This window comes from Chelatococcus sp. YT9 (assembly GCF_018398315.1).
Taxonomy (GTDB): domain Bacteria; phylum Pseudomonadota; class Alphaproteobacteria; order Rhizobiales; family Beijerinckiaceae; genus Chelatococcus.
The window spans coordinates 1498473-1513319 of the sequence record NZ_JAHBRW010000002.1 but is presented as its reverse complement, the minus strand read 5'-3'; the positions used below and the strand labels follow the sequence as shown (position 1 = coordinate 1513319).

At 61.6% G+C, this 14847-nt stretch carries 8 protein-coding genes; 4 read left to right on the top strand and 4 right to left on the bottom strand.

Annotated elements, in window-relative coordinates; translation table 11 throughout:
• Positions 1 to 11 precede the first annotated feature (11 nt).
• Complete coding sequence (locus tag KIO76_RS26880; protein WP_213326633.1) at positions 12 to 3146, bottom strand: ATP-binding protein; 3135 nt, start codon at positions 3144 to 3146, stop codon at positions 12 to 14.
• A 397-nt stretch (positions 3147 to 3543) separates the two neighbouring features.
• On the opposite strand from KIO76_RS26880, the gene KIO76_RS26875 reads away from it, so the two are divergent.
• A complete protein-coding gene (locus KIO76_RS26875) occupies positions 3544 to 4224 on the top strand; it encodes a response regulator transcription factor (RefSeq protein ID WP_213326632.1) in 681 nt (226 codons plus the stop codon).
• 23 nt (positions 4225 to 4247) lie between these two features.
• Here the strand turns inward: KIO76_RS26875 and rhaI are convergent, their stop codons facing one another.
• Positions 4248 to 5549 (bottom strand): L-rhamnose catabolism isomerase, encoded by a 1302-nt coding sequence (rhaI, locus tag KIO76_RS26870; RefSeq protein ID WP_213326631.1) that lies wholly within the window; start codon positions 5547 to 5549, stop codon positions 4248 to 4250.
• Between the two features lie 90 nt (positions 5550 to 5639).
• On the bottom strand, positions 5640 to 7766 hold the full coding sequence (locus tag KIO76_RS26865; RefSeq protein WP_213326630.1) for a bifunctional rhamnulose-1-phosphate aldolase/short-chain dehydrogenase: 2127 nt from the start codon (positions 7764 to 7766) through the stop codon (positions 5640 to 5642).
• A gap of 205 nt (positions 7767 to 7971) precedes the next feature.
• Between KIO76_RS26865 and KIO76_RS26860 the strand changes: the two genes are divergently transcribed.
• Entirely contained in the window at positions 7972 to 8790 is an 819-nt protein-coding gene (locus tag KIO76_RS26860) for a DeoR/GlpR family DNA-binding transcription regulator (protein WP_213326629.1), read from the top strand.
• A 122-nt stretch (positions 8791 to 8912) separates the two neighbouring features.
• Positions 8913 to 10361, top strand: a complete 1449-nt coding sequence (locus KIO76_RS26855) for an FGGY-family carbohydrate kinase (protein WP_213326628.1) — start codon at positions 8913 to 8915, stop codon at positions 10359 to 10361.
• Between the two features lie 209 nt (positions 10362 to 10570).
• Here the strand turns inward: KIO76_RS26855 and KIO76_RS26850 are convergent, their stop codons facing one another.
• Positions 10571 to 13174, bottom strand: coding sequence for a glycosyl hydrolase (locus KIO76_RS26850; protein WP_213326627.1), 2604 nt, complete (start codon positions 13172 to 13174; stop codon positions 10571 to 10573).
• Between the two features lie 377 nt (positions 13175 to 13551).
• On the opposite strand from KIO76_RS26850, the gene KIO76_RS26845 reads away from it, so the two are divergent.
• Positions 13552 to 14823, top strand: a complete 1272-nt coding sequence (locus KIO76_RS26845; RefSeq protein ID WP_213326626.1) for an ABC transporter substrate-binding protein — start codon at positions 13552 to 13554, stop codon at positions 14821 to 14823.
• Positions 14824 to 14847 lie beyond the last annotated feature (24 nt).

Below are 14847 nucleotides of genomic sequence, written 5' to 3'. Positions count from 1 at the left end.
TATCCGTCGGGCTATTCCATTGCAACCACTGTCTCATTGCTTCCTCCTTCATTTGACACGTTGAGGAGCGATTGGAGCAGCGCTCTCAAGCCATCGATATCAATGGGCTTCTCGATCATGATCACCCCCTCACCAAGGGGGGTTGTTTCCGATGTCAGGGCATCCCCCGTCATAACGACGACCCGGCCATCGAGATCGGGGCGCTCCTCCGCAATGAACGCCACCAGCCGCTCGCCACCGACGCCAGGCATACGCAAATCCGTAAGTACAACATCAAATGGCTGTTCAGCGAGCACCGTCTGCGCGTCGTAACCGCTGGTCACGGTTGTAACGTCTGCGCCATCACGCTCAAGGGCTTCAGCGATGAAGTTCGCGATGCTGGCCTCGTCATCAACGATGAGAACGCGGCCCGACAGCGGCCGCCGCTGACTCGTTTGCTCAGCGGCGCCTTGCAAAGGGGGCGCCACGGAGATGGGGAGGACTACGCGGCATAACGCTCCCCCATCCGGTCCGGGATCGAGCGTGATAGTACCACCATGCGCCTCCACAATGCCGCTGCACAAAGACAGGCCAATGCCCGTTCCCACACCAAGGGGCTTTGTTGTGAAAAAGGGCTCGAATGCCCGCTGCTTGACCGTATCGTTCACGCCGTGGCCCGTATCGAGCACGTCGATGACGATCGCCTGATGACGAAGACGGGTTTTAATGATCAGTTGACGCTGGCCTTCGATGCCCGTCATCGCCTGCATGGCGTTGAGCACCACATTCATGAAGACCTGATGGAGCTGATCGGCGTCCGCCAGTATCGCCGGCAAGTCAGAGGCGCTATCGCGGATCACCTCAACTGCGTTCACACGCAGACCATAAGCGGCGAGCTCCATCACGTCGTCGATAACGGCTTCGACATCCACCCACTTCTTCTCGACAGGCTTCGAGCGCGCCATGGCGAGGAAACGTTTGACGATACGCGCGCACCGCTCGGCCGCGACATGCACCTCCCGCGCACGGCGGCGGGTCGGCTCATCTGACGCGAGTTCCTGAAGCATGCCCGCATATCCGACGACAATGGAGAGCGGGTTGTTGAGCTCATGGGCGACGCCGGCGAGCAAGGATCCCAAGGCCGCGAGCTTCTCGTTCTGGTAGAGTGCATCACGTTGCCGGCGCAGCTCTTCTTCGGTCGCCTTCTGCAAGGTCAGATCCACGGCAAAGATGCCGACGCCGTCTATCGCGCCTTCTGGATTGTGGAGCGGAAACAGGATCGCCAGGGCGTCCCGATAGTGATCTCGCGCTGGATAGTGCTCTTCGCTGACCTGAACCTCGCCCGTTGTCAGCACATGTTTGATTCTGGCGTCGAGCTTTATCATCGCTTCCGAATTGATAAAGTCCGACATGCGTTTGCCGGTTATCACGCCGAGCTCCCTGTTCAGCATGCGCTCGGCCTCCGGATTGGCCATGATGAGGTGGCCCTCCGCGTTCATCAGCATGATCACGACGGGCGCGTAGGCGAGTAGCGCTGCCAGCCTCGTCTCGCTTTCGCGCAACTGCATCTCAGCTTGCCGCGCTTCTGTGATGTCGCGGAGGAGGATGACCGTCCCACCGTCCGGCATGGCGCTTTTCCGGTAACTCAACCAGCGGCCGTCGAGAAGCGTCGGCTCCGGATCATGGGCCTCGAGCCAGTCCTGATCGAGAAGGTCGGCCAGGTAGCTGCCGATGGCGATCCGTGCTCGGCGTTCAGATCCCAGGAGCTGCGCAAATGCCTCGTTGTAGAAGACGACGCGTCCCTCGGAGCTCACAATGGCGAAACCATCGATTAGACTTGAGGCTGCTGCGAGAAACCTTGCTTCGCTTTCCTCGAGCTTTTCCTGATAATTCCGGCTGTTGGCGAAAGCTTCCGATATCCTCTCGAAACTCGGCTGCCATCCCTTCGGCAACAACGGCGCGGCCGCTTCGATGCCGGCAGCCTTCGCTCCGAGATAGTCGGCTAACCGGAAGCTCGGCAGAATGTAAGACTTGTGCAAGTATCGGAGAATGATCGCGAGCATGGCGATGAGCCCGCCGAGGATCAGGGCGTAAGATATGAAACGCGGCAAGAGATAAGCGTTTAAATCCCCGTCAGGCAGAACATAGATCAGACGATAACCGGAGTAAGGCCCCACACGTGATATGACCCAGTTATCATCGATGAATGAGAAACTATCGTCCGGCTTCAACGAAAGTAGTTTTTGGAGTAGTCCATCCGCGTTGAGATAACTGCGCATCTTCGAGAGATTGCCGTCGAATGCTGCGCCGTTAAGACCAAGGATCTCGTTATGGTCATTGAGAATGACGGTCAACCCGAGCGGTTGCTTCATTGGTGTGAGGATGGCATCGAAGGAGCTTAAGAGGATATCGGCGCCAACGATCCCACGGAACTCGCCACGGACATAGACCGGCGCGGCCTGGCTCACCATCAGACCGGCATCTCCAGCATCGTCATAGACCTTCGTCCAATAGGACCTCCGATCCGGGTTGTTCTGCGGCAGGCCTAGCTGGAAGACGGGATAATTCTGCCACTGCCTCAGCAACTGCCGCATGTCGGCGAAAGCGAATCGATCCTCGGCGGCCTGGGCGAGCTCGGCCAGACTAGCCCCGGGGTAGATCGCGAGGAACTCAGCATTCGCCGGCATGAAGTAGCTCCATCGCGCGTTCGAGCCCACGATCTTGTCGAGCCTGAGCATGGAAAGAAGCTCCAGGCCCGCATCGACCGGCCCGGCCGCATCGCCGCGGAGGCCGGGCAGCTCCGGAATGCCAAAAAGACTGCCATCCTCCTGCACGTTTGTAGGAGGGCCCCATTCGACCGCCGAGAGTGAACCCCGCTTCAAATGCACGTTTACGATTCGAAACTTCCGCGCATTGGCTTCACTCAGGTTTTCGCTCTCCATCGCGATATGCTGCTCGACTGTGAGCCGCATGTGCTCAACCTGACGGCTAGCACCCATCATCATCGTACGCAGCGCGAAGTGTTGCTCTGCCGTAAAGGTGTTGAGCTCAGACAATAACGCGCGGCGCTGCGGAGCGAACTGCTCTATGGCCAAACCAGCTATCAGACCTGCGAGGGGAAGCGAGCAGACGAGCAAAAGACGCGCCGACGGACCGATGCCGGACATGCGAGACAGGACTCTTTTCCCAGCCCTTGAAAACCCCATTTCCCTAGACAGCCCTGGTACTTTTCAGCCGATGTTTCACCGCGATGTCGACATCCCGCTTCAACCTGATCTGAGCCATAGACTGGTGGTAGAGCAAGACCACTCACGCGCAACACGGTAAAAAAAATTGACACCCCTGCGCGTTATCATACCTCAGGCTGATGCAGGCTGGGCAAACTGGGGAGAAGGCATCTCGCTCCGGCTGACGCCCGCCGCGTCACCGTGTCGCAGGACGCGGTTATCGGGGGCGAAAGGAATCTTAAGTTTCGCGGCTCAGGGGAACTTTCGGTATAATGTTACGCAGAGCGTAGGGGCTGGCTGGCCGACACAACGGTCATGCAGGCTTAGAAAGTGCAAAATGGCGGATCTGATTATTGTCGACGACGACCGGGCGCTCTGCGGCATGCTCGAGGATTTCCTGACTTTGGAAGGCCATCGGGTACGTTGCGCTATGGATGCCCGCACCCTATCCGCGATGTTGGACGAGCGGCTTCCCGATCTTGTCGTGCTTGATCTCAGTCTTCCGGGCGAGGACGGCCTGAGCATCACTCGTCGCCTTCGCCAAGGCTATGACTTCGGCATCATGATGGTGACTGGAAGCGATGACCTGACGGAAAAGGTTGTGGGCTTGGAGATCGGTGCTGACGACTATGTGACCAAGCCATTTTCCCTGCTCGAGCTGGGCGCGCGAATTCAGGCCATCCTCCGGCGCAGAAGGAATGACAAAAGCACGCTCGTGCCGTTCGGCGCATTCTGGCTCGACCTGAAATGCTGGAAGCTGTTCGAGCCCGGCGGACGCGAGGTCAATCTGTTCCCCACAGAGATCGACCTGATTGCGGCCTTCGCCACTAATCCTGGCAGAATGCTAAGCCGCGACGAGATCCTGAGGCTGGCTCCCGCCCATGGCACTGATCCGCTCGACCGGAGCATAGACACGCGAATAACGCGATTGCGGCGCAAGCTGGAAAGTCACGGCCTCGACGGCGACCTCGTCAAGACCTCCCGCGGCAACGGCTACATCTATCACGGGCCGTCCTGAGGCAGCGATCGCATGCGCCGCTTTCAGGAAACAATGCCCCCGCCAGATCCTACCGAAGCAGGGCGCAGGGCTGCCACGCGCTGGCGATAGCCGCTCGCGCGATAGGCCGCTATGGGATCGATTGCGCCGCCAGCCTCCAAACGCGCCTTTGCAAGAATGGGCTCCACGTCGAGCCTGAACGCTGCCTTGAGCGTTTCGGAGGCCTGCAGCGCGTCATTTTCCTCCTGAAAGCCGGCGAGCGCTGCGCGATCCACGAGCAGGGCCTGTGCATAGGCCCTGCGGATTTCGTTGGCCGAGCGGATCAGGCTTTCGATCGGGTCGGTCACGTTGTGGGACTGGTCGATCATATGCGCGGGATCGAGCGTATCGACCGCCCCGGCGTTACCGACGAGTTCATTGAAGACCAGAAAAAGGCGGAAGGGATCGATCGAACCCGCGTCGAGATCGTCGTCGCCGTAGCGGGAGTCATTGAAATGGAAACCGCCGAGCTTGCCGGCATGGACGAGCCGCGCGACGATCTGCTCGATGTTGACGTTCGGCGCGTGATGTCCGAGGTCGACGAGGCAGAAGGCCTTGGGGCCGAGCGCCTGGGCGGCCATGTAGCTCGATCCCCAATCGGAGATCACGGTGGAATAGAACGCCGGCTCGTACATCTTGTGCTCTGAGAACAGCCGCCAATCCTCCGGCAACGCCGCATAGATCGACCGCATGGACTCGATATAGCGCTCGAAGGCGCGCGTCAGATCGCTCTGGCCCGCGAAATTCGACCCGTCGCCGATCCACACCGTCAGGGCCTTGGAACCGATCGCCCGGCCGATCTCGATCGTCTCGATGTTATGGGTGACGGCCTGACGCCGCACGGCGGCATCGGTATGCGTCAGAGATCCGAACTTGTAAGTGAGCGGCTGGTTCGGATCGCCCGGATGATCCTGGAAGGTATTGGAGTTCATCGCGTCGAAGCCGAGGCCGAGGCTTTCAGCCTTGGCGCGAAGCTCGCGCGGATCAGCCTTGTCCCACGGAATATGCAGCGAGACCTTCGGCGTCGCGCGGCCCAGTTGGTAGATGACGGCGCAATCATCGAGCTTCTCGAAAATGCCGCGTGGCTCGCCAGCACCTGGAAAGCGCGCAAAGCGCGTTCCGCCCGTGCCAACGCCCCACGACGGGACCGCAACCGTGAACGCAGCGAGTTGCGCGGTCACCGCATCGATGGCGACGCCTCGGCGCGCCAGGCGCTCGCCGAGCGCCGCATAGTCGGTATCGAGATCGCGGCGGCGCTTGTCGTTCGATGCTTCGATGATATCCCCGGCGATCGGCAGATCGGCCATTCCATCCTCCCGCAGTCTTTTTGAGCCCTGATACCCACCGCCCGGCGGGCGACACCGATGCATGGCTTCCAGAGCCAGTAGCGGTTTCACCTATCGCGTGAAAGACTGCGCGTTGCCCGCGTCCACATTAACGATATTGCCGGTCGACTTTGACGATGCATCTGAGGAAAAGAAATAGACCGCCTCGGCGACGTCTTCGGGAAACACCGGCCGCCCCAGAAGCGAGCGCTTGCGGTAATATTCCTCGAGATCGTCAACGGCGAGATTGGAGGCCGCCGCGCGCTGCTCGCGCCATTCGCCTGACCAGATCTTCGAGCCGCGCAGCACCGCATCGGGATTGACGACATTGACGCGGATGCCGGCGCTCGCGCCCTCGAGCGCCAGACAGCGCGCGAGATGGATCTCCGCGGCCTTGGCCGTGCAATAGGCGGCCGCGTTCTGCGATGCGGCCAGACCGTTCTTCGAGGCGATGAAGACGACGGAGCCGCCGAGCTTCTGGGCGCGGAACAGACGGAAGGCCTCCCGCGAGACGAGGAAATAGCCGGTCGCGAGGATATCGATGTTGCGGTTCCACATCGACAGCTCCGTGTCCTCGATCGGCGCCGAGGACGCGATGCCGGCGTTGGACACCAGAATGTCGAGCCCGCCATAGGCGCTGCAGATATCCTGGAAGCCGCGCAGCACGGCCTGTTCATCGGTCACATCGATAACCTGCGAGCGCACCTGATCGGCGCCGAAACGCCGGGCGAAATCGCTCTCTGCGCTCTCGAGCGCCGCCGCGTCGATATCGGCGAGGACGACGCAGGCCCCTTCCGCCAGGAGCCGGGCAGCGATCGCGCGGCCGATGCCGCCGGCACCCCCCGTCACCGCCGCGATCCGCCCCGCCAGCGACTTCGGCTTCGGCATGCGCTGCAGCTTGGCTTCCTCAAGCAGCCAGTATTCGATGTCAAAGGCCTCCTGCTCGGGCAGCCCCTGGTACGTATCGACGGTCGCTGCGCCGCGCATCACGTTAATGGCATTGACATAGAACTCGCCTGCGATGCGCGCTGTCGCCTTGTCGCGTGCGAAGGCGATGAGGCCGACGCCGGGCACGAGATAGATCACCGGGTTGGGGTCACGCATCGCCGGCGAATTGTCGTGCCGGCAGCGCTCGTAATAGGCGGCGTAATCCTGGCGATAGGTGTCGATGGAGGCTTCGAGCCCGGCGATCACCTCGTCGATATTACCGCGCGTGGGATCGAACGGCAGCACAAGCGGCCTGATCTTGGTACGCAGGAAGTGGTCCGGGCAGGATGTGCCCTGTGCAGCGAGTTCCTCTAGCGCCTGCGCACCGGTAAATTCGAGCACGCTTGGCTGATCGTCGAAATGGCCGATCTTCTTTTCATCCTGGCCGATGTAGGCGCGGATCGCGGGCATCAGCCGCGCCGCAATGGCGCGCCGCTCTGTCTCCGGCAATGCTTCATACCGTTCCCCACCGAAGATTGTGGCGCCGGCTGTCTTGGCCTCAAACCAAGCAATGGCCTTGTTGACGATCCTGAGGGTCGTCTCGTAGCAGGCCTGCGCGCTCTCACCCCAGGTGAACAGGCCATGACTTTCCAGGACGACACCCTTGGCCTGCGGATTCTCAGCGGCGAAGCGCGCGAGATCGAGCCCAAGCTGGAAGCCAGGCCGGCGCCAGGGCAGCCAGCCGATCTCATCACCGTAGATGGTTTTCGTCAGCGCCCGGCTGTTGCGCGTCGCCGCGATGGCGATCACGGCATCCGGGTGGATATGATCGACATGGCGATAGGGCAGATAGGCGTGCAGCGGCGTATCGATGGACGCTGCGCGCGGATTGAGGTTGAACGTGCAGTGGGGCAGGAGGCCGACCATCTCGTCCTCGTGGGCCTCGCCGCGATAGAGGCCCCTCAACGCCTCAAGCTTCTCCATGTAGAGCGTGGCGAAACCATCCAGCGCCATCGTGCCGATATCGCCCCCGGAGCCCTTGACCCACAGGACAGTCGTGTCCTTGCCGGTGAGCGGATCACGCTGGAGCACCTTCGCAGAGGTATTGCCGCCGCCGTAATTGGTGATGCGCTTATCACTACCCAGGAGATTTGAGCGGTAGAGAAGCAAGCCCGGCTCATCCAGGCCGCGTGCATGGACCTGGTCCCAGCGATTGGCGAGAAGATGCGGCAGCGGACGGTCGCTCTGCTTGCGGTCTAGCACGTCGGACATAGAGTTTCCTCGCTCATCGTGAGGTGCGGCGCTTTCCGGGTTTCCCCGTGGCCGTCATGATGATCAAGGAATGACCCGCCCGCGATCACATGTCAACAATATCGCTCATAATGTGTCATTATTCGATCAAGAGTGGTCGGTTGTGACCCCCAATGATTGACTTGGCAGCGCCGATGCCTGAAGGATTGTGCGAGGGAGAGCTTTCATGCACGAACGTGAGCGTCATCGCATCATTCTCAGCGCCATCCAGGGACGCCCGGTCGCCTCTGTGCAGGAAATCATGGAACTGACCGGCGCGTCCGAAGCGACGATCCGCCGTGATATCGGCGCTCTCGCGCTGCAGAAAAAGCTTCGTAAGGTCCGGGGTGGTGCCGAGGCGTTGAACCCCTCACCCTATGGCTCGATCTCGGGAAGGCCCTTTCATGTCGCGGAGGTCTTGAACACCGCCCAGAAGCGTGCCATCGCGCGCGCGGCAGTAGACCTCTGCGAGGAGGGCGACGCCGTCATCATCAATGGCGGTACCACGACCTTCCAGATGGTACACCATCTCACCAGCCTACGGCTGCATGTGCTCACCAATTCGTTCTCAATTGCCGAGCACCTCCTCAAGCATTCGAAATGCACGGTGCTGGTGCCAGCCGGGGCAATCTACCGTGAACAAAATCTCATTCTCAGCCCCTTCGAGAACGACGGCATCGCTCATTTTCGCGGCCGGCGCATGTTCATGGGCGCGCAAGGCGTGTCTGCCATGGGCATTGCTGAGGCCGATCCGCTCATCATCCAGTCCGAGCAGCGCCTCATGCGCCAAGCGGAAGAGATCGTGCTGATGGTGGACTCGTCGAAATTCCTCGGCCGTTCAGCGATGATCGTCGCTCCTCTCGAACGCGCCGGGATCATTATAACGGACGATCGACTCACCGATGCTGCAGCCAAGATGATCGAGACTGCAGGAATTCGACTGATTGTGGCGCAGGAAGATCGCGAGAGTGGCCGCGACAATGATATGGCGTTGTCAAGCGCGTGAATCGCCCGCTTGCCGCTTATCCTCGTAACCACTTGAAACAACGATTCTTTAACGCGGCCCCTGTTCCCCACGGCCGACACGATAACGCAAGGGCCGACACGCAGAGCTGGAAGGGAGGACACGTGAGCGTTCCGCGCTACGTTGCCGTCATCGATATCGGCAAAACCAATGCCAAGCTCGTGCTGCATGATATTGCCATGGCGATCGACGTGGTGGTCCATCGAAGCGCCAACGCCTCGCTGCCGAGCGAGCCCTATCCGCATGTGGATGTGGACAGGCTGTGGCGATTCATTTGCGACGCTCTGGGGCGGATCGCCGCCGATCACCCAATCGACGCCATTTCGATCACAACGCATGGCGCCTGCGCCGCCTTGCTTTCCGGGCGGCCCGGCAATGATCCGGACGGCGGACTAAGCCTGCCCATCCTCGATTATGAGGCAACGCCGCCCGCCGCGCTCAGCGCCGCCTATGACCGCATACGGCCTGATTTCACCGAAACAGCCTCGCCGGCGCTTCCCGACGGGCTCAATCTGGGACGTCAGCTTTACTGGCTGGAACAGGCGTACCCGGAAGAATTCGCCCGCACCCGCTGCATCGTGACCTACCCGCAGTACTGGGCCTTCCGGCTCACGGGCGAGACCGCCTGCGACGCCTCCAGTCTCGGCTGCCACACGGATCTCTGGCGGCCGCACGCAAGCTGCTTTTCCAGCCTTACTGAACAGCGTGGCTGGCAATACCTGTTCGCGCCTGTGCGCTCCTCCTTCGCCGTGCTGGGCACGCTTCGACCGGAGGTCGCCGCACGCGTCGGACTTGGGCGTCAACCGGTACCGGTCCATGCCGGCATCCACGATTCCAACGCGTCGCTCCTGCCCTATCTCCTGCAGCGGCCTGCGCCATTCTCCGTCATTTCGACGGGCACCTGGGTGGTCTCCTTCGCGGTCGGCGGCAAGCCGGTGACACTCGATCCCACCCGCGACACGCTCTCCAATGTCGATGCGCTCGGCCGCGCCACGCCATCCGCGCGCTTCATGGGCGGACGCGAATTCGAGATCCTCACGCAAGGGGCGCCCCAGCTTCCCACTGAAGCTGAAGTTGCGCGCGTTCTCGCAGCTGGGCTCATGGCGCTGCCCACATTCACGCCGGGAACCGGGCCCTTCCCGAGCGGGGCCGGCACCTGGACGCGCGACCCCGCCACGCTTTCAGCGGGAGAGCGCACGGCTGTCGCAAGCCTCTATGCCGCGCTTCTTTCGTTGACTGATCTCCTACTGATCGGCGCCGACGGCCCGATCATCGTCGAGGGCCCCTTTGCAGCCAACGCTGTCTATCGGGATTGCCTTGCTGCGGTCAGCGCCCGGCCGGTCATCCCCTCGGAAGGCGCGACCGGCACGAGCACAGGCGCGGCCCTATTGGCTCTCGGCGAGAGCGGGCTGCAGCATCACGGTGCCGCGCCCCCTGTACAACCGGCCCAGGATACAGAAGCGCGGGCTCTTCCCCTTCTCACTGAGCTCTACCGTGCCTATGCCCGGCAATGGCACCAAGCCGTCACCGGGCATATCAGCCTCGCGCGTTAGGCTCAATCGACATTCAAGAATTGCCAAAGAGACAGCACTATCATTACCCGGCCTGTCCACGAAATCGGGTTTACCCGATTTCGGCTCTTGAAAGGGAACTCGGCAACACCGAGTTCCGGTGATCCCGACCGGAAAGGCGCCTCAATTCATCGGGATGGCCGGGACAAGCTCGGCCATGACGGCTGAGAACGCCGATTGCCGATTGAGCCTTAACGCAGGATCCGCAGCATCGGCACGGTGACGAGGCCCGAGGGCAAGGGCTTGAGATCGTCGAGATCCTGAAGCCGCGCGCGCTGGCCATATTGCGCCACAAGGCGCTCTATGTCCGGCAGGCGTCCTCCCTCGGCGAGAAGATTGATAGCCGTGTTGTAGACATCAACCGTGATCTCGTTTTCGCCGTCCTGCCATGCCGATGTGAGATCGATCGCATAGGGTGGCGCGAAGACGGAGCCAACTTCGCGGCCGTTGACGCGCACGACGGCGACCTCGCGCAGCGGCGGGGTCAGGGAGGCGGCATAGGAATTCCCGCGAATCGTGCCGTGTTCGTTGAGCTCTTGCCGATACGGCCCCGCCTCGCCGAAATCAAGCTCCACTCTCGTGTTGCCGTCGAGCGGCTGATCGAGCGTTGCGCGGGTCACATAGCGTCCCCGGCCTGAGAAATAGGCGAGGCCCGGCGCCTTCGACCAGTCATGCGGCAGCATGACGGGCTGGGTGGCGCCGTCATCGGCTGAGAAGCTCCAGCCATCCCGCAACGGCCTGCTCGCTTGCAGAGCCGCAGCGCGTGGAGCCTCCGATGCATGGTCGCCCACGGACCGGCGCAGGATCACGAAGATGGAGCCATAGGCCGGCAGATCAATCGCGACATCTGGCCCAGCCACAGGGTAGCGCCGGTTCTCCAGCGCATCCCACAGCTCTATGTGGGTGCCCTCGGACACGAAGCGCGCCGACATTTGCGCGGGCGTCGCACCCGTATTGGCCACGAAATAGATATCGCCATCAGCGAGACGCCGCCGCACGAAGCCTATATCTGGCACTTGCTGCGCGAGTTGCATATGCGGAGCGACATGGCGCGAAAGCCATGCGCCGAGTTCCTCTTCCGCGATGACGGCAAGATCAGGCCAATCGCCCTCGGGTCGCCGGCCTACGGCCACCAGCTTGCCGCCCCGTGCCGCGAAGGCCATAAGCCATTGGCGGGATTCTTCGGGAAGAAAACGCACGTTCGGCAGCACGATGCAGTCGAACGACCGCTTCTCTGCTTCCTTAAGCGTCCCGTCGTCGAACAGGTCGAAGTCAAAACCCGTAGTGCGAATCGTGCGTGGAATGACCTTGCCGATGCGGATCTCGGTCTGCTTCCACAGGTTGAGATATTCCTTGGTGCCAACCTCGAAATCGCCGAGGGCATCATGGGTCGGCGCGTAGAGCCCAATGGCCGCCACCGGCTCGCCCTGCCGCAAGAGGAAGCTGGCGCGGTGGAGGTAGCGCGCCAAATCGGGCATGACAGGCCACCAGGGATTGGTGTGGGAGAGCGCGCCGGCGGCGTAGAGCATCCATCCTGGCTTGCCGGCCTCCGGTGGCGAGTAAGGCCAGCCATGACCGATCAACTGATTGATTCCCAAGAGGAAATGCTGATCGGCTTCACCCTTCATATCAACTGGGGTGGCGCGGAACGCGGGCGAGTGGATCCAGGTCCAAGTCTCCGAGGATATGACGGGCTTCCCGAACAGGTGCCCGGCCGACGACGCCCATTTCGTCTGGGGGATGCCGGCCCAGCCGAAGCCTTCCCCCTCGATGAGGCCTGCGTGACGGTGGCTGGTGATGGAGGCCGGCGGCATGCCGTAGTTCTGGATGCGGAAGCGAACGCCGCGCCGGTCAGCCCAGGCCCGCATCGGCACGAGGAAATTCTCCTCGTAAAGCTCGGCCAGAGTGCGCCCGAAATCGCGGCGGATCTCGGGCCAGGTCTCGCCGATCTGATGCTCGATAAAAGGCAAGTGGGGCGTTAGCTCATAGCCTCGGCGGCGCCTGAACTCCTCGAGAAGACCGTCAGTCCAGTTCCCGCCATAGACTTCCAGGCTGTCGCAGAAGATCGAGTAGACGCTCCCCGGTTCAACTGCGTCCATAAGGGCGTCGCCGACCTCGGCGAGGTGCCGCTCGATCGAGGCGCGCTTCATATGGTCGAGCACATAGCCCTCCGCGCCGATCGTCGCGCGCTTCACCACCTGCCCGGTCGGTGCGGAAAAATAGAACGCCACCACGCGCGGGCCGTCCCAGGCGGGCAGCTGCAATTCGCCTTCGCCGGCGATATCGACGACTTCATAGCTGCGGGGCATCTCCTGTTTCGACCCCTTCCCCACCAGGACCGCAATGAGCCCTTCATGCTCATAGGGGACGGGTCGGGCAATGCGATCGCGGCCGGGCGCCATTTCGCGGACTTCGCTGCGCAGCCTCTGCGCCGCAAGATCCTCTGTGATGTAGGGCCCGCCGTAGGACCAGCCGCTGCCGATGGTGATATCCATACGCAGCCCGAGCTCCACGGCGCGTCGCGACACGAAGTTCACGCGCTTGAGAAAGCCCTCGGAGAGAAACCGATGCGTCCTGAAGCCCTGGGGTTCGTCGTCGAAATGCATTGGATAGAGAAAGGCAAGTTCAAACCCGCCAATCCCCGCATCCTTCATCGCCAGCATTTCTCGGTCGAGTTGCTCTTCTTCGATGACAGGCCCAAACCACCACCAGCGCATCATGATGCGGCTGCTATCCGGCGGCGTGGCGAAACCGGCCTCCAGATCGGCGATCATATTCACATCGGTGCCTTGCATGATGCTACCCAGCGTTTCCTTCCCCGCCGGCTTTGCCGGCGATTGCTATCGCGTCCAAGCGTCCTAGGAGAAACCACGGCGCCGATTGCCGCCACGAGTTTCGATCGAAATCGCTCATTTTCGTTCAACCATGCGACCGTCGCCGCTGCGCCAGCCCCTTTGCACGGTGAGCTTTCCGCGGATGATGCCAGTCTGTCAATCGCTTTTGATCGAACTTGCTCGCTCTTGACTGACCTTAGCAAGTTATGATCCTCTCTTGATCGCGGGCAATGCCGACCCTCCTGTCATGCGCCTGCATGGCGACGAACGGGATGGATCGGCCGAAGCCTGGAATGCAAAAAGACAGGGCTTCCGCAACGGGAGCCAGGGAGGTCCCGATGCCTAGGAAGAACGCCGAAGGGCATATCCATTCTCGCCGCGCTATCATGAAGATGGCGGCCGCCTTGAGCCTCAGCCCACTCGCTGTTGAGAAGGCGCTCGCGCTCGATGGGCAACTGCGCGTCTACGCCAACAGCTCCTTGCGAGCAGGCGTGCAAGCCGTCGCTAAGGCGTTCGTGGCGAAGAACGCTGGCGTGAACGTGCGGACAGAGTTCGCGAACACTGACCAGATTCAGACGACGACACGCGTGCAGCTTGGTGCGGGCACTGCGCCGGACGTGATCACCGTGTGGCCGGGCAGCGGCAATCCGCTCTCCGTCGGTCAGATCGCGCCGGCTGGCTATCTCATGGATCTCACGAGCGAGAATTTCGGCGCGGCGGTGCCGGAGTTGCTCCAGGAAAGCTTCTTCGTCAACGGCAAGTCCTATTTCCTGCCGACAACGGTAAGCCTCATCGGAACTTACGCCAATCTGCGGGTGGTCAAGCAACTAGGTCTTGAGCAGCCCAAAACATGGAGCGAGTTCCTCGCCTTTTGCCAGAAGGTGAAGGACGCTGGGAAGATACCGCTCGCGCTTGGCAACGGCTCGCCCTGGGTCACCCAGCTCGTCACCTATGCCCTCGTCGCGACCACGGGTTTCGCCCGCAATCCTGCACTTGCCGAAGACATGCGCGCTGGCAAAATCACGTTTGCGAATTCGGACGGCTGGCGAGAAGCGCTTGAAAAGTACATGGAGTTGAACAAGCGCGGCTTCTTCAACCCGAATCCGAACGGCACCTCTTATGACGAGGCATTGCAGATGGTCGGCAGCGGCGAAGCTGCCATGGCCATTCTGACGTCGCCGAGCACGAAGGGCATCCTGAATTTCGCGGGCCACCGCGACTTCATCATCTGGCCGACGCCCGCGACCGATAATCCGTCGGAGACCCGGGTGCCGTCGAGCCTCGGAAACAGCCTGGGCATCAACGCCAAGACCCGCAACCCCGACGCGGCGCTCGCCTTTCTCAAGTTCATGGGCTCACCTGAAATGCTGAGCTTGATGGGGAGCGAGCTGGATCTGCCCGTCCTCGGCAAGGACGTCAAATATGATCCCATCTTCGCGGATATCATGCAAATGGTGAACAGCGGCAAGATCGCGATGTTCATGGACAACAAATGGCCGAACGCGCGCGTGCAGCAAACCCACTTCAGCGGCATCCAGGAACTATTCGCCGGCTCGGCCACCATCGCCGATGTGCTGAAGCGCATGGACCAGGCCTACCAGTCAGGGTGAGGGCCGTGGCCCCTCCTCCGCAAG

Bases quoted from the DNA above. Each gene is read 5' to 3' on its own strand.
- KIO76_RS26880 (WP_213326633.1), bottom strand. From the start codon at position 3,146: ATGTCCGGCATCGGTCCGTCGGCGCGTCTTTTGCTCGTCTGCTCGCTT.
- KIO76_RS26875 (WP_213326632.1), top strand. From the start codon at position 3,544: ATGGCGGATCTGATTATTGTCGACGACGACCGGGCGCTCTGCGGCATG.
- rhaI (WP_213326631.1), bottom strand. From the start codon at position 5,549: ATGGCCGATCTGCCGATCGCCGGGGATATCATCGAAGCATCGAACGAC.
- KIO76_RS26865 (WP_213326630.1), bottom strand. From the start codon at position 7,766: ATGTCCGACGTGCTAGACCGCAAGCAGAGCGACCGTCCGCTGCCGCAT.
- KIO76_RS26860 (WP_213326629.1), top strand. From the start codon at position 7,972: ATGCACGAACGTGAGCGTCATCGCATCATTCTCAGCGCCATCCAGGGA.
- KIO76_RS26850 (WP_213326627.1), bottom strand. From the start codon at position 13,174: ATGCAAGGCACCGATGTGAATATGATCGCCGATCTGGAGGCCGGTTTC.
- KIO76_RS26845 (WP_213326626.1), top strand. From the start codon at position 13,552: ATGCCTAGGAAGAACGCCGAAGGGCATATCCATTCTCGCCGCGCTATC.